The organism is Foetidibacter luteolus, assembly GCF_009650435.1.
Lineage (GTDB): Bacteria > Bacteroidota > Bacteroidia > Chitinophagales > Chitinophagaceae > Foetidibacter > Foetidibacter luteolus.
The window spans coordinates 243,777-269,600 of the sequence record NZ_VVIP01000043.1; the positions used below are offsets into that span (position 1 = coordinate 243,777).

A 25,824-nucleotide genomic window follows, 5' to 3' on the forward strand; every position below is an offset into this window, starting at 1 on the left:
ACGAGGCTGTTTACATTTGCTGATAATTGTGGTTTATGAAAAAACTATCAGATTTAGGCATTGGCAGAAAGGCGATTATCAGGGAGTTTCAGAAAGACGACATTTTTATAAAACTGATGGAAATGGGGTGTATCCCAGGAGAAGTTATCCGGATTGACCAGGTAGCCCCGCTTGGCGACCCTATCTGTATTTCTGTTGCAGGCTACAGCCTTAGCCTTAGAGTGAATGAAGCTGAGCAAATACTGGTAGAAGAATTAGCATAATGCTGCTTATGAAAATAGGTTTATACTTTGGCTCTTTTAACCCTGTACACATTGGTCACCTGATCATTGCTAACCATATTGCCAGTAATTGCGATATTCAGCAGGTTTGGTTCGTGGTTTCGCCTCAAAATCCTTTCAAACATTCATCCTCACTCCTTAATGAATACCAGCGCCTGCACCTGGTAAACCTGGCCATAGGAGACAATACCCAGCTAAAAGCCTCTGATATCGAGTTCCGCCTGCCTAAGCCTTCCTATACTATTGACACGCTGGCCCATTTAAAGGAAAAATACCCTTCTCACCAGTTCAGTATTGTGATGGGCTCAGACAGTTTTCAAAATCTCGACAAATGGAAAAATGCTGATGCTCTTAAACGGGAATATGATTTTATCATTTACCAGCGTCCATCTTTTAAAATAATTATTGACCCTTCTGTAAGGGCCTCGGTAGTAGATGCGCCTTTACTGGAGATATCGGCTACTAAAATCAGAGAGCTGATTAAGCAAAAAAAGTCAATTCAGTATCTTGTACCGGACATGGTGAGAAAGGAAATAGAAAGCAACAATTACTATCGGTGATGTGGCGGACGGATGGGCTACCGGTTTGCAACTATTGATCCTGGCTGGTAAGAAAAGCTGAATAGCGAACTCAAAAGTAAAAGAGTGCGACGCAAGGGACGTTTCATAGTAGTTCTCCTGCTGGGCCCATAAAAAATCCATTTATTTTCTGAATCTAAATTAGCCAGCCCAGTAGTAAGCAACCAAAAGGTATCAGCGGAGCTTTCACTTTTGTGAAAGAAAGCAATGCAAAAGTGGCCACTATTACTGCTACGTTCATGATGTGAATAGTAGAACCATCGGTAATATCCAGGGAAATATCTTTCATCAAATACAGGCAGGCGCCGGCCATAATGCCCACAACCGCGGCGTTGATACCTTCCAGCGAACGAAAGATAACTGCGTACTTTTTGAGGTTATGCCAAACCGGGAAGAAAAATAACACGAGCAAGGCACTGGGTAAAAAAATGGCAATTGAGCCAATAACACAACCAAGTAACTGTACGGATGCAGACTTATCTTTCATTGCCATTCCACCCACAAAAGAGCCAATGGAAAATACCGGGCCGGGAATAGCCCTAACCATACCAGAACCGGTGAGAAACTCCTGTTTGCTGATTTTCAATACATTTACGTTGGTTTGTTTTTCCTGGCGTACCTGGGGCCTAACTACATATTGTTCATACATCATCGGCATCAGCACATCACCGCCGCCAAATACGAGGCTGCCAAAACGATAAAAGTTTTCGAAAAGATTATAAGCGCCCCTGTTTTTCCATTCCTGTTTGCGGGCAGTTTCACTGAGAAAACCAGTAATGAGAAACAATGCAAAAAACAAAACAATGTTTCCCCATTTAATCTTTTTGGGGGGCACCCCCTTTTGCGGAATGCGTTTATTACTGAAGTTGGTAACTATGCCTGCAGCAACAATAAGGCTTGGAAAAATCCACGGCGTTTTAAAAAGAAACAGCGTTAATAGCCCACAGGCTACCATAATAATACGCGTTACAATATTTTTTACTGAAAGCCTGAAAAGCCGGAATGCCGAAAAAGCAATAAAACCAACCGCCATCGGCTGTATATACTTAAAGATGCCGGTATTGATGGAGTTTTCGTTGATATAATCCAATAAAAAAGAAAGACTGCCCATAAGGGTACATGCGGGAAGTATCCAGATTATCAATGTAAGGATAGCCAGTGGCAACCCCCCCCTTTTATAGCCTATAAGGGTAAGTGTTTGGGTGGAAGATGCACCCGGCAGCATTTGGCAAAAGGCGTTAAAGTCAAGCAGTTCTTGTTCCGTTACGTCTTTTCTTCTGTGTACAAATGTCTCGAACATCATGGCCAAATGTCCTTGGGGGCCGCCAAAAGCGGTTACACTATGTAAGAGAACCGCTTTTAAAAAAGGTATATGACGGAGAATATGCAGGGAAAACTATTTTATAAGTTATGTTGCAGAACGCAATCTTGTCGAGTATTAATTCCGGCGCTATTTTTTAAGACCTATTTCCCTCAGCCTTTCATCCAGGTAATCGCCTGCGGTAATATCATCATACTGTTTAGGATGAGAGCTATCTACACAGTTATCCAGGCATGCCAGGCTCATCTCACTTTTTGGGTGTAAAAAGAAGGGCATGGAAAAACGGCTGGTATGCCACAAATCCCGGGCTGGGTTTATCACCCTGTGTGTAGTGCTTTTTAATCTGTTGTTGGTAAGTCGTTGCAGCATGTCGCCCACATTTACTACAATTTGCTCCGGCAGGGATGTTACGTTTACCCACTCACCCTGCTTGGTAAGTATCTGCAAGCCATCGGCAGAAGCGCCTACCAACAGGGTAATCAGGTTAATGTCTTCGTGTTGTTCTGCCCTTATAGCGCTTTTGGGTTCCGTAGTTATTGGCGGGTAATGTATGCAACGCAATATTGAATTGCCATTCTTAATATGCTCATCAAAATAATGCTCATCCAGCCCCAGGTATAGGGCTATTGCCTGCAGTAAGGCTTTACCACTTTTTTCAAAGGCGCGGTAAGCATTAAAAATAGTTTCATTAAATTCCGGAACTTCATTTACAACAACATTATCCGGGTAATCTTCTTTTGTAAAGACCTCTCCCTCTATAGTTTGTCCGTACTGAAAGAATTCCTTAAGGTCCGGCGCCTCGCTGCCTTTTGCATGTTCTTTTCCAAAACTGGTATACCCACGTTGCCCGGCCAGCCCTTCTATTTCATAAGTTCTTTTTTTATCCAGCGGCAACGAGAAAAACTGCTGCACATGTTCATACAGGTTTGCTATCAATTCACCGGGGATGCTGTGGTTTTTTACAGCCACAAAACCAACTTCTTCATACGCTTTGCCTAGTTGCTGGATAAAATCATTCTTTGTTTGTGCGCCGCCATTTATAAAATCAGAAAGGTCAACTACAGGTATGGACATAAGTTGAAAATATTTTAAGGTAAACTGTAATAAATTGTACTGCCAGGCAAGCAAAGCCTGTGCCTGCAAACCTAAAATATTTTATACACAACTGCTAAAAACAAAAAGCCATGTAAGAAATTACACGGCCTATTTATATACCCCCAATAAAAGTAATTTTAAGATCAGCAGTTAAAATTACCCTGCTGTCTGTGTAATATCAGATTCCAAATTGCATGCCAACATTCAACAGTTAGCCAATGTACAGCTCATGGTTTCATCAATGCCAGCTCTTCTTTGGATGCATCCATAAGCACATACTTTTTAACGTCGTTAATAGCCATTTCGTCCAGCGCATCAACAATGTTCTGGTATGATGCTTTGTCTGTAGGTTTTATGAGAACCAACGTTTCTGCAGCACTGCCAAACATTTTTTTAACTGCCTGTTGCTTGGCCTGTATTACAGCCCTTATGCCGCCAGCATGATAGCTGGTGGTTTTAAACCCTACCATGTTAACCCCATGATAGTAATCTATCACATTACTGTCTTTTAACACCAGGCTTAGGGTTTTACTTTCCGCGGCGTTAGTTTCAACTCCATCTGCCGGAAGTATTAACTGCATTACTTTTGGCTGGGCCAGCGTTGTGTTGAAGATGAAGAATGTAAGCAGCAGAAAACCCAGGTCAACCATGGGTGTAAGATCTACACGTGTAGATAATTTTTTACCTTTTGTGCCCTTTACTTTTTTAGGGCTTTGCGTGTTAATTTCTGCCATAGCGTTTTTTGCAAATAGGATTCTGCTATTTGTTTATTCCACAAAGCATATTACCTGCAAAAAAAATGTAGGGCGCCTGCCCACGCTAAGGCGATGGGCACCGGGCTTTCCGCTGCTACTCCGCCACAACACCCCTGCTGCAAAGCCTTCAGCGGGGTATCCGCTGCAATCCCTGGCGCGTTGGTGACACAGCGCAATTATGCACATAGTTTTAAACCAAAGAGCAGGTGCTGATGCCTGTTAATGTTATCTATCCGGGCTGAAAAGATGCCATGAAAAACAGAACGATGAACGTAGTGCGACGCAACAGGTGATACCATGAAAAGTTATGGCCAGCCACCAAAAAAACCGCCGCTGAATGAACTTACATCAGCGGCGGTCAGTTATTCGTATCAATTGCTTAGTTGCCGTATTCGCAAAGAAATTTAATGCGCATTATTTTCAGTTGCTCCCAGTTATAATTACTGTCTGCCATCTCTTCCTGTGCCACCTGCAGCGATGAGGTTTCACAGCTTTTAAAGTAATCCAATATTTCATCCTGATCGTCATCATCCAGCATATCCCCTATCGCGTAATCAAGGTTAAGCTTGGTACCGCTTGCAACAATGGTTTCCATTTCTTCCAGCAGCGCATCCAAACGCAGGTCTTTATTTTTGGCAATGGTTTCAAGCGGTATTTTCTTATCTACGTTCTGTATAATGTAAATCTTGTTGTTGCTTTTGTTGATAACGCTTTTCATCACGAAATCATCAGGTCTTTCTATGTTGTTTTCTTCAACATATTTGGCAATCATTTCAATAAAAGGCTTGCCGTAGCGCAGGGCTTTGCCTTTGCTTACCCCCTGGCATTTTTCAAGCTCCTGCAAAGTGGTAGGGTACATGGTAGCCATATCCTGCAGGGAGTTTTCGAGGAATATAACAAAAGGCGGCAGGCTCTTTTTCTTTGCTTCTTTTTGCCTTAGCTCTTTCAGCATTTCAAACAGCCTGGTGTCCGTAGCGCCACCGGTGGCGCCGGTTTCAGCACCATCATCATCATCTTCATTGGCTTCTTCAAACAGGTTGTTCAATACTATTTTAAACGATGCCGGTTTCTTTAAAAACCTGGCCCCTTCTGCGGTTACCTTTAAAAGCCCGTATTCTTCTATATCTTTTCTCAAAAGGTTTTCCAGCAACAGTTGCCTGATAAGGCTGTTCCAGAAATGCTCGTCCCGTTCCTTGCCCTTGCCAAACACGTCCAGCTTCTCGTGGCGGAACATGGTTATTTGTGGCGTAAGTTTCCCAATAAGAATATTTACAACATATTCTGTGGGGAAATTTTCCTCCAAAGCTCCTACAGTTTTCAGCACTTTAACGGCTTCATCTTTTGCTTCAACCTTTTCTTTCGGGTTAAGGCAGTTATCGCAATTACCGCAATTTTGGGTTTCCCATTCTTCACCAAAATAATGAAGTAAGATTTTTCTGCGGCACACAGAGCTTTCAGCAAAGGCAACAGTTTCATTTATCAGTTGGGCGCCAATTTCCCGTTCGCTTAATGGCTTGTCACGCATCAGGTGCTCCAGTTTGGCAACGTCTTTATGCGAATAATACAAAATGCATTTACCCTCCAGCCCATCACGGCCTGCACGGCCGGTTTCCTGGTAGTAATTTTCTATTGATTTAGGAATGTTGAAGTGTATTACAAAACGTATATCCGGTTTGTCAATGCCCATACCGAAAGCTATGGTAGCCACTATTACCTGCACATCTTCATTTAGAAATTGGTCCTGCCTGTCGGCCCGCAATTTAGAATCCAGGCCGGCATGGTAAGCTACCGCTTTAATATTGTTAGCAACCAGCAATTCTGCCAGTTCTTCTGTGGTTTTGCGATTAAGCGTATATATAATTCCGCTCTTGCCTTTGTTTTGAGAAATAAAGCGCACAATGCTCTTTACAGTTTGCTCTTTTTTTATTTTGGGTTGAATCTCGTAGTAAAGGTTGCCCCGGTTAAAGGAGGAAATGAAAATATTCGGGTTTCTTAAGCCGAGGTTTTTAACTATATCGCTTTGTACCTTGGGTGTGGCGGTAGCGGTTAAGGCTACAACGGGAATATTGGGATTGATGATATCCATCATTTCCCGCAAGCGCCGGTACTCAGGCCTGAAGTCGTGGCCCCATTCTGAAATACAATGGGCTTCATCAACTGCAAAAAAAGATAAGGTAAGGTCGCTGAAGAAATCGAGGTTTTCCTGTTTGGTAAGTGTTTCTGGGGCCACATACAGCAGTTTGGTTTTACCGCTGGTAAGGTCGTCTTTTACCTCTTTTATCTGGCCCTTGTTTAGTGATGAATTTAAGAAGTGTGCAACATCGTCTTTTTCACTGTAACTCCTTACAAGGTCAACCTGGTTTTTCATTAATGCTATCAATGGGCTTACAATAATAGCACAACCTTCCATTATCATAGCAGGTAACTGGTAACAAAGGCTTTTGCCGCCACCCGTGGGCATAATTACAAATGTATCATGGCCATTCAGCAGGCTGTGTATGGCTTCTTCCTGCCTGCCTTTAAATTGCTCAAAGCCAAAATTTTCAGAAAGGCCACTGTGGATATCAAAACTGTGCAGCTTACCATTAACCGATGGGTTTGTTTTACCTGCTGTTTTCTTCACGCTCTTTGCTTGCTTTTCTACAGCAGCTTTAACGGGCCGTGCCCCGGTTTTTTTTGTACTTGTTGCCATTGTAATTGAGGGTTCCTCCCGCACGTTTATGTGACTTCTTAAGTTACTTTATTTCTTCCGGATATACCAAAATAATTACCATATACCGGATAGTGAAAAACTCACAATTGGTTTGGTTGGTCGAACTTTGAAAGGGTAGCGAAGTTAACAATAAAGAAAGATTAAGAATCAGCTTGGTTGTTAAAGTTTAATTTTGCGCCTCATGAACCAGAGCATAATACAGGCAGGCAAACGAACAGTAGCTTTGGAAGCTGCTTCCATAGCCGGCCTGGAAACATTCATCAACGATAGTTTTGAAAAAGCCGTACATGCCGTTCAGCATTGTAAAGGCAGGCTGGTAATAAGCGGTGTTGGCAAGAGCGCCATAGTGGGGCAGAAAATTGTGGCAACACTTAATTCCACCGGAACACCTGCGTTGTTTATGCATGCTGCTGACGCTATTCACGGAGACCTGGGAATGATACAGAAAGACGATGTGGTAATGCTCATCAGCAAAAGCGGCAGCAGCCCCGAAATTAAAGTGCTGGTGCCCCTTATAAAAAACTTCGGTAATACACTTATAGGCATGGTTGGCAGTTTAGAAACCTACCTGGCCAGGCAGGCAGATATTATTTTAAACACAACCGTTAGCCAGGAGGCCTGCCCCAATAACCTGGCACCCACCAGCAGCACAACTGCCCAAATGGTAATGGGCGATGCACTGGCCGTTTGCTTAATGGAGTTAAATGGTTTTACAGGCAAGGATTTTGCAAAATACCACCCGGGCGGTAACCTGGGTAAACGCATGTACCTGCGTGTGGAAGATTTGTATGCTGATAACAGCAAGCCAAAAGTATTGGCCGGGGCTTTTTTAAAGGAAGTAATCCTCGAAATATCAAAAGGCCGGCTTGGCGCTACAGCGGTTGTTGATGAGGGGGATAATGTATTGGGCATAATAACAGATGGCGATGTGCGTAAGATGCTGGAAACAATAGATGACTTGCATGCGGTTAAGGCTGCGGATATTTTAACGGAACATCCTAAAACCATTGCGGTTGATGCCCTGGCGGTACATGCGCTTGAAAAGTTAAGGGCCCATGATATCAGCCAGTTGATCGTGGTAAATGAAGATGGTAAATTCCTGGGTATGCTTCACTTGCATGAACTGGTAAAAGAAGGAATTATTTAGAAACTTTATGCGCTTGTAAAAACAATAAAGTATTTTGCCCACTAATTTTTTTCTATGAACCAACATCACTATGTAGCCATAATGGCCGGGGGTATAGGCAGCCGCTTCTGGCCCATGAGCAGAACCGCTTTCCCCAAGCAATTTCTGGATATACTTAACCTGGGTAAAACCCTTATACAATCCACATTCGAACGTTATGCGTCCTTTATTCCCGTAGAGAATATTTACATCGTAACCTCCCAGGAATATGTGCATATTGTAGAGGAACAATTGCCCAGCATAAAAAAAGATAATATACTGGCAGAGCCCAGCCGCAAAAACACGGCGCCCTGTGTGGCTTATATTTCTTTTAAACTTTTGCAAAAAGACCCCGAAGCTTCTTTAATCGTCGCTCCCAGCGATCATATCGTTTTAGATACAGAAACATTTGAACAGGTTTCCTTGAAGGCGCTTGATTTTGCTGCGCACCTAAAAGCATTCGTAACATTGGGTATAAAACCAACTTATCCTAATACCGGTTATGGCTACATCCAGCACGATACGCTAAGTGTTGCAGAAGAAGTGTATAAAGTAAAAACGTTTACAGAAAAGCCCAATTTAGAACTGGCCAAAACCTTTATTTCCAGTGGCGACTTCTTGTGGAACGCAGGCATATTTATTTGGCAGGTTAAAAAAATAGTACAGGCTTTTGAGCAGTTTCAGCCGGAAATGTATGAGCTATTTGCTACAGAAAAAGAGCTGTTCAACACACCCAGGGAAAAAGAGGCAATTAACCGTATATACCCTTTGTGTACCAATGTTTCCATTGACTATGCTATCATGGAAAAAGCGGATAATGTGTATGTAATTCCGGCTTCTTTTGGCTGGAGCGATCTGGGCACCTGGAACAGCGCCTACGAAAACATGGAAAAAGATTACCTGGGTAATGCTGTTACCGGCGATAAGGTTTTAATTATTGATGCCGCCAAATGCATGGTGTCCTCTCCTGAAGGAAAGCTTTTGGTATTACAGGGGCTGGAAGATTTTATTGTAGTAGATACCAAAGATGCCCTGCTTATCTGCAAAAAAGAAAAGGAGCAGGAGATCAAAGAATACGTTGCCGAAGTAAAGCGGAACATCGGCGATATGTATTCGTGACAGTTTTTGCTTATTAGGGCGCCTGCCAAAGGCACCCGGCTTTCCGCTCATACTCCGGCACAAAAGCTATGCTGCGATGGCTTCACCGGGGTATCCGCCATAGCCGTCAGGTTAAGGTCAAAAGGGTTCATATTATGAAAATAAAAACACCATGCCGTTGAGGCATGGCTCAATTTTATTATTCATGTCAGATAATTTTTGAAAGCCGGATGAAACATCGTCAACAGATTTGTCCGGCTTGTTCCTGAGTAGATATTTACTGTGCATAAAGTTAAGTGAATCATTGCTTACAGGGATATTTGCATTAATAAAATTTCTTCTGTGCCCACATGATTTTTTTTCGCCGGGCGTTCGGCACTTTGTGGAGGCATCGTTGCGTCGCACTACGTTCATCGTCCGGTTCTTTGGGCATCTTTTAAGCCCGTATAGATAGAAAGCAAAGGGCTGTAATATTACTCCGTAACGTTCCACCAGTTACCGTTGCCTTGTTGCGGGGTTGTACTTTCCGGCGAAGGCATTGCAGATTTTTCCACCGGCTTCACCGCAGCCCTGGCAGCAGCCTGCTCTTTTAATAACTGATGAAAAGATGGCTGCTGGAAAAGCTGGTTTACCTGCTGTTGAAATTGCAATGCTTTTACAGGGTCAATCATTTTTATGTAATTGAGATAACCCAGGATAACGGCAGCTATATCTTTATTGCCGGTTTTTATGTCCGCGTATCCCTTTGTTTTCAAGTTGTGCAGCATAGCCCTGAAATTGCGCAGCTTCTGCCGGCTAAGGCTTAGCTTTTTGTTTACCACTACCCCGGTAACCTCCTGCCTTGTGCCCTTATGCATAATGCGTATTTTATCGGGATGTATGTTAAACCCTTCTTCCTTCAATATTTTTTTAACCCGCCATAGTAAAGCTTCTTCTTTAAGCTGCTGCCCCGTTGCGGAAAAAGTAATGTCATCAGCATATCGTGTATAAGTATACTGGTGTTTAGATGCTACTCCCTGAAGCCTTTTATCCAGGTGATAGCAGATAATATTCGTAAGGGCCGGGCTTGTAGGGGCGCCTTGCGGCAAAACCCTTTCGCCTTTTTGAATAAAATAATTTTTGCCATCAATCATTACTTCTTCAGTAACCGGTTCTGTACAAACCAGCGCCAGTATAGTAGCTGTTTTTTCCGAATACCCCAGCGCTTTAAAAATCCCTTTCACCCGTTTAATATGTATGGAGGGAAAAAAGTCTTTTACGTCTGCATTTATCACCACATCTTTTGCAATATGCTGCTGTGCATTGGTTACAATAGACCTTTTGCCTGTAAAGCCATGAACGGCAGTGTGCAATGTTACTTTCTGCAATACGTTATGCAATATCCAATACTGTAGTTTTTTAAGCCGGGGCATTGGTGCTGAAATAAGCCTTTTGCCGCCACTTTTTTTGGGGAGGTAAAATTTACGGTAATGGTTAACAGTTGATACACTGCGGGAAAAAGAAAGGAATTTTAGTTCTTTAAGTTCAATGCCGGCTGCACTGGCAAGCTCCTGCTCATCATAAAACACCGGCAATCCTTTTTGTTGCAGCAATACAACATTATTTTCAGTATGGTTTAACCCGCCGGATACCCCCTGGCCGAGATAAAAAATTTCTGTTTCTTTTTTCTGCCGCCAGGCTTCCGCCTTATTAAAACGTTGCTCTTCTCTTTTCTTTTTATTGTCTGCCCTTTTTTGTTTTGCCTCAGCCATGCGCTTCATGCGCATTTCCTTAAGTACAGCTTGTTTATTATCGTACTTTCTTTGTTCTGCTAATAGCTTATCCAGTTCTTTACCAAGCTCAACTTCTTTTTTAATAAGTAGTTCAGAAACAGATGGATCATCCTGGCCGCGGCCCCAGAAACCAAGGCGTTTCATCTCTTCCAGGATAAAGTCATCTCTAGAGGTTTCCCTGATACGGTCGTAAATCTGTTGACGGGTTAATCTGTTGTCGGCCATGATAGTAGGTAAGGGGTTCATGTTTTTACAGATGGATGGCTGCTGCCTTCGTGCCTGCCCGGGACCAGATTAATCAACGCCAGGCCACAGGGTGCTATATCATTATTTAGGCACACGGGGCCTTCACTGTAAATAGTGATATAGCACCCTGTGGCCATAGTAAAGATTACATTTGGTGATGCATGAGAAACTCATTTTGCATGAGCGACGAAACATCGCTCTTTCCTTTCGGAAGCAAGGTGCATTACACAAGCATTGCTGCTTATACTTTACCATCCATCTGTAAAAGAACATGAAATGCAGTTAACAAATATAATTTCCTGTTTTTAATTAACTCAATAAATTTTACACAAAATCATTCGCGTTAATCCTTGTTTTATTATAAGCCTGCCGCATAGCCAGCATGTGCTCGCAAGGGCCTTTGTAAAGCTTGTTTTCTGTATAATAGCTGCAATCGCAATGGCCGCTCACAATTTTCTCATCGGCGTCAATATTCAGCAGCGGGTTAAAGGTTTTTTTGTTTGTTTTTACGGTGCCCTTTAACTGCAGGCCATCGCCGGACGTATGCTGCACATTGTATTTTATTTCATGTTTTTCCAGCAGGTTAGCCGCCAGTTCTTCCCTGGGGTTATCAAAGCGCAATTTGTCAAAAGGCAGTGGTTCACGGCTTAACTCCCGCAGGCGGTAAACCTTGCTGTTTAAGTCATAAATTACCCGGCCGGCCTGTGTGTAAGCGCTTAAGGCGCCGGAAGCGCTTGCCGTGGAAATATCCAGCTTATCTGCCACTTGCTGTGCTGTAGCAAGCCAACTTTGTTTAAGCGCATGAAATACCTTTTGTTTGATGCTATCATCAACAGCCAGCCTTGGGGCCAGCAAGTCAAAGTTGCCTGCATGGCTCCAGTCGTTGGTTGTCCAGCCGCTCAGGCCCAGCGTAAAATTCATATCGCCCAGGTCGGCAACGTAAAAAGTGGGTAGCCCTGTGCCAAGCAAATGCACTGTAAATTTTCTGGCAACAGGTATCAGCCGCTCCAGCGTTAGCAATCTTCTGCGGCCCCAGGTTCTTATCTCATGTTTCTGGTTGCCTGTATAAATGCTCCTGCCGCAAATTATTTCTTTGCCCCATGGCTCTAAAACAAGTTTAACGGGATGGCCAGGCTCCAGCAGGTAACGTAAAGAGCGTGGGCCCCGTTTTTCTTTAAAGCGGCGTAATAACAGGCAAAGGCTGTATATGTCCATGGGGTGAAGCTCAAATTGTATGGCAGGCAGCGTCATTGCGCTGCTTACCTGCAAAAAGCCACGCACCCAGCTTTCCGGCAAATCAACCTTTACTTCTTTATAGTTTTCTCCGCCTGTAGTTTGTACGTTAAAGCCAGAAGGGTCAATCTTTAGTTCCGTTTCTTTATAATCCCTTATTTTTTGAAATTCTCCGTATAATTCTGCTGAATAATCAACATTGGTAGTACCGCATTTAAAATCATCTAACTGTGTAAAAACATTGTAATTACAGCCGAGCTTTGCATAGGTGGATTCATCCTGGCTAAAGCACTCGAAAAACAGTTCATCCGGGTGTATGGTAATAACCGGGTCAAGCACTATCCATGCCTCCCGGTGTTTTAAATAGAGGTAGTTAAAATATTTTGCGCGGGCCTTATAAAACGGGCCCATTAACCTTTCTTTTTCCGCACGTATGCCGGTAAGCTCAGCTTTAATGCGCTCTATTTTTTCGTTGGCAATACCGGCATCATAGCCTGCCATAAAATCTGCAAGAAAAGCCGCCTCATTTTGCGCTGCCCACTCCTTGTAAGCTGTTTTATCTTTGGGCTTAAACCTAAGATCGCTTACCACTACATCGTGCAGCGCTGAAATAGCTTCCCTAAAAGCTATTTTTCTGTGCAGCTTTCCTGCAAACCAGGCGCTTTCCCGCAAGGTATCCGGCGCAAAAGACATACCTGTCATGTGCGCATTGCTGGTTACGGTGGAAGATCCGGCAAACCTGTAATTAAATATCATATACTGTTTTTACGCTTTCAAATTTTGCACCCCTACGCAGGATTCAATGGTTTACAGGTTATTCTTTACCTTGTTTGCTATAAGAATATCTTTTAATGCTGCAATTTCCCCATCCCAGGTGTCCCTCAAGGGTATGCCGTAAGCCAGTTGGCTATGTTGCCAAACCAATAACCATTTTTTTGTTTTGGTAACCTTGTAAATTTTATCCCAGCTAAACCGTGCGTTAAATAGCTCCCCGGAAATGCCGAAGGAATCTGCTTCTATTATATAATCATAAGGCTTTGTAACAAGTTTGTTTGAACGGAGCATTTTTTTGGAATTGTACCAGGTAAACAATGGCGGCATAGCCAAGATAAGTACCGGTAAAATAAAATTGGAAATTGTAACACTGCCCGGTTCGGCAATTAACCCAAACAATGCAACAATAAATACTGCCAGCGCTATGCCTATAAATAATTTTATGGCCGGTTTTTGATATAAAACCACCAGGGAGAGTTGTATGTAATCCTTGTCGCTCAATCGTGTTTTAATGGTCATTGAAAATACGGTTGCATTTGCTGAATAAAGTTTAGAACGTACAAGAGTGCGACGCAAGGAACGCCCAATAGAAGTTCCTGCTGCCGGGCCCCAAAAACTATCTCATTTCAGTTTCTTTTATGTGAAGTGGCGTAGCCACGTTGTACAATGATTTAAGCTGCAGCAAAATTTCAATACATTTAGCCTTATCGCCAATGGCAGCCGTGGCAGAAATATCGGACAGAATGTTGCTTACTGCAACAGCGGCGCTTTCTGTTTTTCTGCCTTCGGTAAGCAAAAAGTGATATATCCTGTTTTTGGCTACACGGCTTTTGTTAACACGGGTAAGCACAGAACGGAAATAAAATTCAAGCTGCTGTATTTTATCAATATCACCGGCAGCAAACCGCTCCACGTAGTTGCTGGCAAACAATTGCATTTTTTCACCAGGGTGCTGGCTGAGCCGCAGTAAATAAAAGAGGCCATTATCATCGGTAAAATACCGGGTAATAAGCTCTCTGCCAAACGCTTCAACATCTGGCTTAATGGAATCAGCCAGCGCTACCAACGTTTCCGGATTCCAATCGGTTTCTGAAAAATTGCTCCTGAAATACTGCATGGCGAAAACCCTTGTATCGTGCCACCTGCTATCCAGTAACTGTATGGCCGCCTCTTTTTCGTATTTTATCCTTGCTTCCTGTTGCTCATAAAACCGCCAGCACCATTCGCGGACAGTAAGGTTTTCATGATTGCCCAACGCTATTACCTGCGGTATGGTAAGCTGGCCCGGCTGCGTATATTTTTCAAGTATAGTTACGCCAACATTTTGGGCGGCGGCAAAAGTTGAATACACCAGGTTAAGCGCTGTTGTTTTATTGGCATTTTGCAAATGGTTGCTAAGCTGGTTGCAAAGAAGGCTGCTTACATCCGCATGCAAACCTTCGCTGGTTTCTTTACGCAAAAGATAAGGCAACAAAAGTTCGGCGGCTTTATCACCAAAGACTTTATGGTGCTGTGCCAGGCGTTCTACTAGTGGTGGCAGGGCTTTGCGTACATCCAGGTGCACAGACAGGCAAGCTTGTATCAGCACATCCGAATGTTGCAATGCGGCCTGTTCTTGCATGCTATCAAGCAATATTATGCCTGCATGCCTTACCCGCTGATGGGCATGGTTAAGTAACCCGGATATAAAGCTGGAAGGCAGCTCATTTAAATTAATAAATTGCTGGTTAGCGGTAAGCAACTGCAGGCCGAATAACAAAACGCCTGGAACGGGATGTTGCAAAAGATCGGCAATAACCATGGTATTAACTTCCTGCAACTCGTTGCCCAATAGTGCAAATGCAGCCGCTGCGCCATCCTCTAATATCTCGCTGCCAGGGGCCTGGCTTGCAGACAAACCAAGCAGCCAGGCAATTGTTTTTCCTGCCACAGCCTGTTTTGTAGTAGTACTAATGCCAGCGTTGGGCAACCATGTTTTAACCCTTTGCCGTACGATGGCGTGCCGGGCAAATAACAGGCCCAGGATAAATTCCGGCTGTTGTAAGTAAGTGGCCGTGTTGGCATCAACCCACTTCCATCCTGTTAACTGGGCAGGCTCATGAATACTGTTGAGCATTGCCATGGCGAGGCTGGCAGAAGGGGTTGCGTTATCATATTTTTCAAGGGTGATGGAATAACCCATTTCAGCAGGTATGGCAAAAGCGGAAAGCAGCAAGCTGATGCAGGCATTATCATCCAGCTTTTCTTTTATAGCTGCATATTGCGGGTGAACGGTAAGGTTTTCTTTTGCAAACTGGTGTATCTCACTCATCTCAGCCTGCATCAGCAACTGAACATAAGCCTCGGGCATACTGTTCCACAAATGAAGATAAGGTGTGCCGTTTTTATCAGGCTGCGGCTTATCTGCTACCGGTTGCTGCTGTGATTTTTCAGGTGTATTCTTTTTTGCAAAAAAGCTTTTTATTCTATTCAACAAGCCGCCAGCCGTCTTTATGGTAGCCGAAACTGCCGGGTGTTTTACCTGTTCAATACGCATGTGCCAGCTCCTGCCGGATAACTGTATGCCAGGGTGCCAGGCACTTAAAAGCTGGTGGAGGTACAATGCGTGGGCATTCTGTAAATACCGGGTTTCTGTATTTTCGTAGTTTCTCCCATTCCAGTTATACTGGTTAGTGCTGTAATGGGGTTTGAAATCCTTATTAAACCTGTAGGCAATTAGAATGCCTGTAGCAAGACGCACATAGTCTGTATTACCAGCTTTTCCCATCATTTCCAGGCGGCGGCGGGTGCGGCCATGAAAATACCATCTTGTTTTATTGGAATATGCTATGCGGCTTTCCTGCTTTTTAAACTCCTTTACCAGGTTAATAAAATCATCGGTTTCAGGAACATGCGTTTTTTTATTGGCTGCTTGTTTGGCTGTAAGAAAATGCGTAAACATTTCTGTTTCTCGTTCCATACGACAGGAAAGCAAGCCTATGGTCTCAAAATCATCAACAAGCTCTGCCAATTTAAAAATATGGCGTATATGTTTAAAATAACCGGGTTTTAATGGCAACTCTTCCAGCGCACTTTTTAAAAAAGGCCTCATCCATTTTTTATCAATAGATAATACAAAAAGCGTTTCCAGCCATTTATACGATACCTGCTGCTGTGCAAGCCGTCCTGTTAACAAGCTATGAAAGTCAGTAACACTTTGGTTAAGCACTGTAGCCTTAAAATCTTCAGGTAATGAATTGGTGTATTTGTTAACCAGCTTTTCTTTCTCGGCCCCATCTAAAACCAGCAGTAACCCTACCCCGGCAATTCCTGACAGCATGGGTACATTACTGTTATCGTAAATAGAAGTTAACACCGGTATGGCTTGTTGCTGCCGGCAGCGGGCCAATGCCCATACACAACAGTAACGTTGCATGGCATCGCCCGTATTAAAAAGCCTGGCGATATAAGGGATGGCTTCTTTTATTTGATATTCCCCGGCCTTCCATATAATTCGTGATAACTTCCAGGCTTTTTTTGAAGGGTTAGAACCCCCGTTAACAGCATGGTTCAGGCGTAACAGTATAGCTTTCTCCCTACTTGGGGGCATTGCAGCCCATTCTGCAGTATCGGGCATTTGAATGTGGTCAAGCTCAAAACCTTTGGGTGTCACCACTTGGGAACGGCCGCTTTCATCTGTAGTGTACCCTTTGGTAAGTTTTTCGGTTTCTACCGCGTCATATATTTTTTCTGCCTCCGCAAGTAACACCGGCACGGCCGTTTTGGTGCCTTCTTTTAAAACGGAGCCCCTTCTTCCATACCTGAAGTTTACAACATAGCGGCCTGCGCCTGCATCGCAAAGGCTTAATTCGTAAACTTTATCAGCATTCCCTTCCCTGAAAAAAAGTACGGCCTGCTTTATCAATCGCATAACTAAATGGGTTGAAAAGGGAAGATAAAGAATAACGGGCAAAATACGATGAGGGTCAGTAACATTAAAACCTATACCTCCGTCCTCTTTCCAACTTTTCTGTAGCTTCATCGCCATGAACCAGTTTTCGCCGCTGCAAGCCTACCAGCAGAATATAACAACTTTTGAAAACCAGCTTGTTTCTCTTAAAGGCAAAAGCAGCCGCATTGCCTGGCTAAGGCTGGTTGTTTTTGTGGCAACCATTGTTGCCATTAGGCTTACCTGGGGCAGCGATACCTGGATTGTTATTGGCACAACTATAGCGGGCATAGCCATTTTTTTAAAACTGGTTGCAGCCGATGCGGATAACAAAGAAGAGATACTTAACCAAGAACGGTTGCTGGCCATCAGCAAAGCAGAAGTGGATATACTTCATCACAATTTTGCTGCCCGGGATGCCGGCACTGAATTTATGCCGCCGCACCACCTTTATGCCAAAGACCTTGATATCTTCGGGCCTGCATCTTTATACCAATACATTAACCGCTGCAGCTCTCAGCAAGGCAAACAATTGCTGGCCGGCCACCTGTTGCAACCTCAACCTGCCGGGCATATAGAAATGCAGCAGGAAGCAGTTAAAGACCTCTCCCAACGCCCTGCATGGTGCCAGCAGTTGCTATCTTACGGCATGGCCGGGGCTATTACAGCCGCTACGGAAAAAAAACTTATCCAATGGCTGCAACAGCCCCCGGTTATGGCACAGCTCTACTGGAAATGGCTGGCTTACATTTATCCTGTTATATCCATCGGTACTATTATTTTATTTGCCGCAGATGTAATTTCCACACCGGCGTTCAATTTTATTCTTGTGCTGTTTTTTGCTTTCTCTTTTTCGCTGGTTCGCTACACACACCCTGTGTATGTATTGCTGTCAAAAGCGGTGGACGAGGTAAATACCCTGCAACGCCAGTTACAGCACCTGGAAAATGAGCAGTTCAACAACAGGCTTATTGACGGCATTAAGCAGCAAATAAAAAGCAACAGGGCAAAAACTGCGTCGCAGGAAATCCTGGAGCTAAAAAACATACTCAACCGGTTCGACCTGCGGCTTAATATTTTTGCCTTCGCCGTATTAAACACCCTGCTGCTGTGGGACCTCCGGCAAATGCTGGCCCTGAATAAATGGAAACAAAAAAACGGCCAGGCATTACCCCATTATTTTGATGCCATAGCAAAGCTGGAAGTAACCGCAAGCCTTGCCACGCTGGCGTTTAATCAGCCTGGCTGGTGCTACCCATCGGTTACGGGAGAACACTTAACTTTTAGTGGAACGGGTATTGGCCACCCTCTTATCCAGGAAAATAAAAGGGTTTATAACAACTTTGCCATGCAGGGCGCCGGTAAGGTAGTATTGGTAACCGGCAGTAATATGGGCGGCAAAAGCACTTTTTTGCGCAGCGTTGGCATTAATACCGTGCTGGCATTAGCGGGCTCTCCGGTTTGTGCGGAAAGCTTTACTGTCTCCCATACGCAGCTTATGACCAGCATGCGCATAGAAGATAACCTGGCCGAAAGCACTTCTACTTTTTATGCTGAGTTAAAGAAACTGGAAACCATCATAAAAGCGGTAAACCGCGGAGAAAAAGTTTTTATACTGCTGGACGAGATACTGCGTGGCACCAACTCGCTTGACCGGCATACCGGTTCCAAAGCACTTATTCAGCAACTCATACAGCACAATGCTACGGCCATTATTGCCACCCATGATATTGAGCTGGCCAAACTGCAGCAAAATTTTCCCGCCGCTATTACCAATTATCATTTTGATGTACAGGTTGCTAACGGAGAACTCTATTTTGACTACAAGCTAAAGGAAGGCATTTGCCAAAGCCTCAATGCATCCATCCTTATGAAAAAGATAGGGATAGAAATGTAGCGCTTACACGGCTAACCTAAACTGTTACTAATATTGTTAACTTCGCTGCAGGCAGGCAACAAGTCAACCCGGTAAGGCGGATATTTGTTTTATCAGGGCGTGTCCCCAAGCTATCGCAAGGGGCCGGGCTATCCGCTGCTACTCCGCCACAAAGCAGCGCACAAGGCCTTCAGCGGGGTATCCGCTTCTATCCCTCACGCTGGGCTCCGGTTGATGTTTGCGTTCCTTTTTTGATCATTAAAATTCTTTGGGAGATACCTGTGGCATGTTTACCACCAAAAACCTTTCACCTGTTCAGCTATCGGCATTAACAGCACTTTTTTTATCAGTGCCCATCAGCCTGGGTTTTTACGTTATACATGGCAAAATATGGATAGCGGCCACTGCACTTATCATCATCTTTCTTGGCAGTTACCTGCTTATACGGTTTGTACTGGAGTGGTTTATCTACCGGAAAATAAAACTCATCTACAAATTCATTTACCAAACAAAGGCAAGTAAAAAAGAAGAAATGTATTACAAGTACATACTTCCCAAAAAGAGTATTGACGAAGTGCGGGAAGATGTAGAAAAATGGGCTGAACAACGTAAGGAAGAAATTGAGTTGCTCCGCAACAATGAAGCCTACCGGAAAGAATTTCTGCAAAACCTGGCGCATGAGTTTAAGACACCCATTTTTGCCATACAAGGCTACGTGGATACATTGCTGGGCGGCGCTATGGAAAACGCCGCTGTAAACAAGCGCTTCCTGGAAAATACGTACCGTAATGTGGAACGCATGGTAAACCTGGTGAACGACCTTGACGAAATATCGCGCCTTGAAAGTGGCGAACAGCCCCTCTACAAACAAAACTTTGTAATACAGGATTTAATAAGGGAAGTGGTTGAATCGCTTTCCATTAAAATTGCCGAACGCAAAATGAAGTTCAGCATAAAAAAGGGTTGTGAAGCGCCGGTAAGTGTTTTTGCCGATAAGGAAAAGATAAGGCAGGTGCTGATTAACCTGGTGGAAAACGCCACCAAATATGGCAAATACGAAGGCAATATTGTAGCCAGCATTTATAAAACAGATGAAAAGCACGTGCTGGTTGAACTGAGCGACGATGGCATGGGCATTGCCGAAGAACATCTGCCCCGCATATTTGAGCGCTTTTACCGTACTGACCGTGGCCGCAGCCGCGATGTGGGGGGCACCGGCCTTGGCCTGGCCATTTGCAAGCATATTATTGAAGTACATGGCCAAAGCATGCACGTACGCAGCAAGCTGGATGTTGGCACAACCATCGGGTTTACACTGGAAGCCAAACGGGATTAGCAGTTTACTGTTTGTTAAAACAGGCACTGGTTATACCCGCTTAACTGCAGCCATAAAAAACCGAACGATGAACGTATTGCGACGCAACCTGGCTGCCATGAAATACCGACAGCCGGTCACCAAAAAATTAATGCTGGGCAAAGCCCGGTATTCAGTTGGCACTAACAGGGTTAGCCGCCGCTACCGGTGCAAACTTTCTTTCGCCAATTTGCTGGCGCCACATGGCATAATACAAACCTTTTTCAGCCAGCAACTCCTGGTGGGTGCCGGTTTCAACCACCTGGCCGCGTTCCAGCACATAAATTTTATCGGCATGCATAATGGTGCTTAGCCGGTGTGCAATCAACACGGTAATCTGTTCTTTATCGGCAGATATGGTTTTAATGGTAGAAGTAATTTCTTCTTCGGTAATAGAATCCAGTGCGGAAGTAGCTTCATCAAAAATCAACAGCCGTGGTTTGCGCAGCAGGCTGCGGGCAATGCTCAGGCGTTGTTTTTCTCCACCGCTTAATTTAAGGCCGCCTTCACCAATCATGGTATCCATGCCTTTTTCCGCACGGGAAAGAAGGTTTTGGCAACTTGCCTTATACAATGCATCTTTCACATCTTCATCAGTGGCTGCCGGGTTAACAAACAGCAGGTTCTCTTTAATGGTACCGGCAAACAACTGCGTATCCTGCGTAACAAAACCAATCTGCGTACGCAGCTCATCAAAATCTATATCCGCGCCATGTGTCTTGTTATAAAGTATCTCGCCATCCTGCGGGCGGTAAAGGCCCACCAGCAATTTAACCAATGTGCTTTTACCAGAACCCGATGGGCCTACAAACGCAATGGTTTCCCCCTTGTTTACATCAAAGCTTATGTTTTCTATGGCTTTGTATTGGGCTGTATTATGCTTAAAGCTAACCTTGTCAAAAGTAAGTTCTCTTATATCTCCGATATGCAAGGGGCTGGAAGGTTTGGGCTCTACTGACCGTTGCATGAGGTTATGGAAATTTTGCAGCGAAGCTTCTGCCTCTCGATAAGACATTATAATGTTTCCAATCTCCTGTAATGGCCCAAAGATGAAAAAAGAATAAAAAGTAAGAGTCATTACCTCTCCTGCTGTTAGCTGGCCTTTAAAAACAAGCCACAATAAAGTAAACATAATAACCTGCCGCAGAAAATTAACGAATGTTCCCTGTATGAAACTTAAAGCACGAATTCCCTTTACTTTCTTTAACTCAAGCCCCAAAATTTTATATGTGTTACTATTTAACCTTGTAATCTCTTGCTGGCTAAGTCCCAGGCTTTTTACCAGTTCAATATTTCTTAGCGATTCAGTTGTAGTACCGGCAAGCGCATTGGTTTCTGTTACTATTTTCTTCTGGATGATCTTTATTTTCTTACTAAGCAAGCTGGTTAGTACTGACAGGAATACTATTCCAACTGCATAAATTGGCATGATTGACCAATGCAGGCGGAAGGAATATATGCTTATAAAAACAATACCAACAATAATTGTAAAAAGAACATTGATAAAAGCAATAATAAATTTTTCTGTATCAGTTCGCACCTTTGAAAGCGTAGAGAGAGTTTCGCCACTTCTTTGATCTTCAAAATCGGAAAACGGCAGTTTCATTGAATGCTTGAGCCCATCAGTAAAAATGCTGGCTCCGAACTTTTGAACTATCACATTGCTGAAGTAATCCTGAAAAGCTTTAGCAATTCTTGAAACCATAGCAACACTAATCAAAATTCCTAGAAAACCAAGCACTCCCCAAATGTATTGGTGCTGTGTTCTTATCCCTGTAGCGATAAATTTTTTATCGTCGTCAAAATATCCAGTCTCATGCGGATGCGTTAAATATTTGTCGAACAGCTTTCCAAAAAAATATGGATCAAGCATTGAAAAACTTTGGTTTATCGCAGCCATTAAAAGAGCCAGCACTACTAGCCCTCTAAATGGTTTTAAGTATTGCAGTAAAATCTTCATAATCGTTTGTTGGAGAACTAAATCTGTACTGAAAATAAATTGAATTATTCCAGTACACAAAACTTAATCCACGGGTGGTTAAAGCCGGCCGGGTGGACTTTATGTCAGGCCAAACAACGTGAACTGGCGTAAAACAGGGCTGCATGCAATGCCATTACGTTATTACTCCGGCACGGGCAGCGCTGGCCCCCTTAAAAAAAGTTAGCCAACCAACCTGCAAAATCCGCCTCCCCGTTTCAATACATACATTATTGCTACCTTACATTTTTAAAAAATTGTTCATGTATTTTGACCGTAAGTCACTAACCAGCGAAGAACTGGTTGATATATACAAAAAACTGCTGTACCCGCGGATGATTGAAGAGAAGATGCTCGTATTGTTGCGCCAGGGCAAAATAAGCAAATGGTTTAGCGGCATAGGGCAGGAAGCCATTGCCGTGGGCGCCGCTTACGCCCTGCAGCAGGATGAATGGATAATGCCCCTGCACCGTAACCTGGGCGTATTTACTTCCCGGGGTATGCCGCTTAGCAAACTGTTTATGCAATGGCAGGGCAGTAAAGAGGGCTACAGCAAAGGGCGTGAACGCAGTTTTCATTTCGGTACAAAAGAGCACCATATCTGTGGTATGATCTCCCACCTGGGCCCGCAACTGGCCATAGCGGATGGTGTGGCGCTGGCCCATAAACTTAAAAAAGAAAACAAGGTATCGCTGGCATTTACCGGCGATGGCGGTACCAGCGAAGGTGATTTTCATGAAGCGCTGAATGTGGCTGCCGTGTGGGATTTGCCGGTTATTTTTCTTATTGAAAACAATGGCTATGGCTTGAGTACCCCCGTTTCAGAACAGTATCGTTGTGAAAGCCTGGTTGACCGTGCCAAAGGCTATGGCATGGGGGGCGTACGCATTGATGGTAACAACATTCTTACCGTTATTGATACACTAAAGGGGGTAAGGGATTACTGCATACGCGAACAAAAGCCCTACCTGGTGGAATGTATGACGTTCCGGATGAGGGGGCATGAAGAAGCCAGCGGTACCAAATACATTCCGGCGGAACTTTTTGACGAGTGGGGCAAAAAAGATCCTGTTACCAATTTTGAGCACTACCTGCAGCAACAATCGGTTTTAACTGTACAGGATGCAGAACTGATAAAGTCATCATTAAAACAGCAGATAGAAGCAGAATTGGCTGTGGCTTACGCGGCAGCGCCGGTTATAGCGGATACGGAAGAGGAAGTTAAAGATGTATATGCACCGCAGCAGCCCGTTGAAGGATTAACGGTAGTTGACAATACAATGCCGGGCTATCAGGCTGCGGGAAATAACAAGCGTTTTATAGATGCCATCAGCGAGGCGCTGCGGCAGGCCATGGAGCGCCAGCCAGGCCTTGTGCTGATGGGCCAGGACATTGCCGGTTACGGCGGCGCCTTTAAAATAACGGAAGGTTTTGTGCAACAGTTTGGTAAAGAGCGGGTACGCAACACTCCTTTATGCGAAAGCGCTATTATTGGCGCAGCGCTGGGCCTTAGCCTGCAGGGGTTTGGCAGCATGGTAGAAATGCAGTTTGCAGATTTTGTAACCGCCGGCTTTAACCAAATTGTAAATAACCTGGCCAAACTACATTACCGCTGGGGACAAAACGCCAATGTGGTAATACGCATGCCAACAGGCGGTGGCATGGGCGCCGGGCCTTTTCACAGCCAAAGCAACGAAGCCTGGTTTACGCATGTGCCCGGCTTGAAAGTAGTGTACCCATCATCGGCCATAGATGCCAAAGGGTTGCTCGTAGCTGCGCTGAACGACCCCAATCCCGTGCTTTATTTTGAACACAAAGCCCTATACCGCAGTGTGCAGGGCCCGGTTCCGGAAGAATATTATGCCGTTGAAATTGGTAGAGCCAAATGGGTGCAGCAAGGGGAAGACATTAGCGTCATCACTTATGGCAGTGGCGTGTACTGGGCGCTGGAATATGCAGCCCAACACCCCGGCTTAAGCATAGACATTCTTGACCTTCGCACACTGCAGCCACTGGATTACGAAGCCATACGCAAGGCGGTGGCCAGAACAGGCAAGGTGCTGCTATTGCATGAGGACACATTAACCGGCGGCATTGGCGGTGAAATAAGCGCCTGGATTGGTGAACATTGCTTTGAGCTGCTGGATGCGCCTGTTATACGCTGCGCAAGCCTGGATACCCCCATACCTTTTAATACTGAACTTGAAAAAAACTTTATGGCCAAAGCCCGGCTGGCGCAAGCGGTGGAAAAGCTGGTGGCTTATTAGCCCTCTGTTAACTTGTTTTCTCTAAAATAAAAATGCAGAAATATTTGGTGCGCCACATTTTCTGTGGCGGTGCGTATAGTATCCGCAATTTTTTTTGGGCCCAACTGCATTACTACTATGAAACCCGGTTGCGTCGCACTCTTCAGGGCTTTGTTCGCTCTTCGGCATAGTGCAGTTAGTATTATTTAGCAGATAATGTTGTATTAACTACTGCAATAGTGGATTCATCAGGCAACAACATCAGCAACCTTGCCTTTTAACGCCTTCCTTACCTCCGGCGCTACTTTGGTTCCAAACAATTCTATAGAGCGCATCATTTGTTTATGCGGCATGCTCGCAACACTCATTTGCGCCAGGAACCGGGTATGCCCGAACAGCTCATGCTCATAGAGAATTTTATCAACAACCTGTTGCGGGCTGCCAACCAATAGCGAGCCTTTGGGGCTTCGCATATACTCGTATTGTTCGCGGGTGGTTGGAGGCCAGCCACGTTCTGCCCCAATTTTAGACATAGCCCTGGCATAAGAAGGATAAAATTCATCCGCGGCCTGTTGCGAGTTGTCGGAAATATAGGTGTGGGAGTTGATACCCAATTGCAGTGTTGCCGTGTTGTGGCCAGCCTTGGCAAAACTGTCTTTGTAAAGCCTGGTGTAAGGGGCAAACCTCTCCGGCGTGCCGCCTATAATTGCCAGTGCCATCGGCAGACCAAGGTTTGCCGCCCGTACAACAGATTCCGGCGTGCCGCCCACGGCAACCCAAATGGGCAATTGCTGTTGGGTGGGCCTTGGATACACACCCAGGTTGTTAATGGCAGGCCTGTGCCGGCCATTCCAGCTAATTTTTTCCTGCTGGTTTATCTTAACCAGCAAGTCAAGTTTTTCAGAAAACAAGGTGTCGTATTCATGCAGGTCGTAACCAAACAGGGGGAAAGATTCAATAAACGAACCACGTCCCGCCATTATCTCTGCCCTGCCGTTAGAAAGCAGGTCAACCGTGGCGAATTGCTGAAACACCCGCACAGGATCGTCTGAACTTAAAACAGTTACAGCACTGGACAGCTTTATCCTTGAAGTTTTTTCTGCCGCCGCGGCAAGCACTACCGCGGGTGACGAAACAAGGTATTCCGGCCGGTGGTGTTCGCCTATGGCAAATACATCCAGCCCAACCTGTTCTGTAAGTGTTATCTCTTCCATAAGGTTGAGCATGCGCTGTTGTGCGGTAATGGTTTCTCCGGTAACCGCGTCGGGTGTCAGCTCAACAAAAGTATAAATGCCTAGTTCCATATTATGCTCCTTTAAGTTATCGTCCTTAAGTATTACGTTGTACTGCCATTGCAAAAGCAGCGTTGTATGTTAAGCCTGCAAAGCTATGTACCTTTGGTATCTAAAAG

General features: G+C 44.5%; 17 protein-coding genes. 7 read left to right on the forward strand and 10 right to left on the reverse strand.

Features of this window, described 5'->3' with window-relative positions; genetic code table 11:
* Positions 1-35 precede the first annotated feature (35 nt).
* Together F0364_RS13645 and nadD are read left to right on the forward strand one after the other, a co-directional pair.
* Positions 36-263 carry a FeoA family protein gene (locus F0364_RS13645; protein ID WP_153798339.1) on the forward strand — a complete coding sequence of 76 codons (228 nt, stop codon included), beginning with the start codon at positions 36-38 and terminating at the stop codon, positions 261-263.
* 8 nt (positions 264-271) lie between these two features.
* Entirely contained in the window at positions 272-841 is a 570-nt protein-coding gene (gene nadD / locus F0364_RS13650; protein WP_153798340.1) for a nicotinate (nicotinamide) nucleotide adenylyltransferase, read from the forward strand.
* Positions 842-995: 154 nt separating this feature from the next.
* On the opposite strand, the gene F0364_RS13655 is transcribed toward nadD, so the two are convergent.
* The 4 genes from F0364_RS13655 to recQ form a co-directional block, all read right to left on the reverse strand.
* Entirely contained in the window at positions 996-2,249 is a 1,254-nt protein-coding gene (locus F0364_RS13655) for a chromate transporter (protein WP_153798341.1), read from the reverse strand.
* Positions 2,250-2,309: 60 nt separating this feature from the next.
* Entirely contained in the window at positions 2,310-3,254 is a 945-nt protein-coding gene (locus tag F0364_RS13660) for an isopenicillin N synthase family dioxygenase (protein WP_153798342.1), read from the reverse strand.
* 248 nt (positions 3,255-3,502) lie between these two features.
* Positions 3,503-4,009, reverse strand: a complete 507-nt coding sequence (locus F0364_RS13665; RefSeq protein ID WP_153798343.1) for an ExbD/TolR family protein — start codon at positions 4,007-4,009, stop codon at positions 3,503-3,505.
* A 400-nt stretch (positions 4,010-4,409) separates the two neighbouring features.
* Positions 4,410-6,653, reverse strand: coding sequence for a DNA helicase RecQ (gene recQ / locus F0364_RS13670; protein WP_235921103.1), 2,244 nt, complete (start codon positions 6,651-6,653; stop codon positions 4,410-4,412).
* A gap of 271 nt (positions 6,654-6,924) precedes the next feature.
* Between recQ and F0364_RS13675 the strand changes: the two genes are divergently transcribed.
* Positions 6,925-7,890: a KpsF/GutQ family sugar-phosphate isomerase gene (locus F0364_RS13675; protein WP_153798345.1), complete on the forward strand. Its 966-nt coding sequence runs from the start codon at positions 6,925-6,927 to the stop codon at positions 7,888-7,890.
* A gap of 54 nt (positions 7,891-7,944) precedes the next feature.
* Positions 7,945-9,027 carry a mannose-1-phosphate guanylyltransferase gene (locus tag F0364_RS13680; RefSeq protein WP_153798346.1) on the forward strand — a complete coding sequence of 361 codons (1,083 nt, stop codon included), beginning with the start codon at positions 7,945-7,947 and terminating at the stop codon, positions 9,025-9,027.
* Between the two features lie 452 nt (positions 9,028-9,479).
* On the opposite strand, the gene F0364_RS13685 is transcribed toward F0364_RS13680, so the two are convergent.
* From F0364_RS13685 to F0364_RS13700, 4 genes are all read right to left on the reverse strand, one after another.
* Positions 9,480-11,003 carry a retron St85 family RNA-directed DNA polymerase gene (locus F0364_RS13685; RefSeq protein ID WP_153798347.1) on the reverse strand — a complete coding sequence of 508 codons (1,524 nt, stop codon included), beginning with the start codon at positions 11,001-11,003 and terminating at the stop codon, positions 9,480-9,482.
* Between the two features lie 345 nt (positions 11,004-11,348).
* A complete protein-coding gene (locus F0364_RS13690) occupies positions 11,349-13,013 on the reverse strand; it encodes an SWIM zinc finger family protein (RefSeq protein ID WP_153798348.1) in 1,665 nt (554 codons plus the stop codon).
* A 51-nt stretch (positions 13,014-13,064) separates the two neighbouring features.
* Positions 13,065-13,550: a YcxB family protein gene (locus F0364_RS13695; protein WP_153798349.1), complete on the reverse strand. Its 486-nt coding sequence runs from the start codon at positions 13,548-13,550 to the stop codon at positions 13,065-13,067.
* Positions 13,551-13,647: 97 nt separating this feature from the next.
* Positions 13,648-17,052 carry a hypothetical protein gene (locus F0364_RS13700; RefSeq protein WP_153798350.1) on the reverse strand — a complete coding sequence of 1,135 codons (3,405 nt, stop codon included), beginning with the start codon at positions 17,050-17,052 and terminating at the stop codon, positions 13,648-13,650.
* A gap of 4 nt (positions 17,053-17,056) precedes the next feature.
* On the opposite strand from F0364_RS13700, the gene F0364_RS13705 reads away from it, so the two are divergent.
* The gene (locus F0364_RS13705) at positions 17,057-18,856 is read left to right on the forward strand and encodes a MutS-related protein (protein ID WP_153798351.1); all 1,800 of its coding nucleotides are present in this window, start codon (positions 17,057-17,059) and stop codon (positions 18,854-18,856) included.
* A gap of 265 nt (positions 18,857-19,121) precedes the next feature.
* Positions 19,122-20,171: a sensor histidine kinase gene (locus F0364_RS13710; RefSeq protein ID WP_153798352.1), complete on the forward strand. Its 1,050-nt coding sequence runs from the start codon at positions 19,122-19,124 to the stop codon at positions 20,169-20,171.
* A 151-nt stretch (positions 20,172-20,322) separates the two neighbouring features.
* Here F0364_RS13710 and F0364_RS13715 read toward each other — a convergent pair whose 3' ends face one another.
* Complete coding sequence (locus F0364_RS13715; RefSeq protein ID WP_153798353.1) at positions 20,323-22,149, reverse strand: ABC transporter ATP-binding protein; 1,827 nt, start codon at positions 22,147-22,149, stop codon at positions 20,323-20,325.
* A gap of 281 nt (positions 22,150-22,430) precedes the next feature.
* On the opposite strand from F0364_RS13715, the gene F0364_RS13720 reads away from it, so the two are divergent.
* Positions 22,431-24,434, forward strand: a complete 2,004-nt coding sequence (locus F0364_RS13720; protein WP_153798354.1) for an alpha-ketoacid dehydrogenase subunit alpha/beta — start codon at positions 22,431-22,433, stop codon at positions 24,432-24,434.
* A 227-nt stretch (positions 24,435-24,661) separates the two neighbouring features.
* Here F0364_RS13720 and F0364_RS13725 read toward each other — a convergent pair whose 3' ends face one another.
* Complete coding sequence (locus F0364_RS13725; RefSeq protein WP_153798355.1) at positions 24,662-25,717, reverse strand: LLM class flavin-dependent oxidoreductase; 1,056 nt, start codon at positions 25,715-25,717, stop codon at positions 24,662-24,664.
* Between the last annotated feature and the right edge of the window lie 107 nt (positions 25,718-25,824).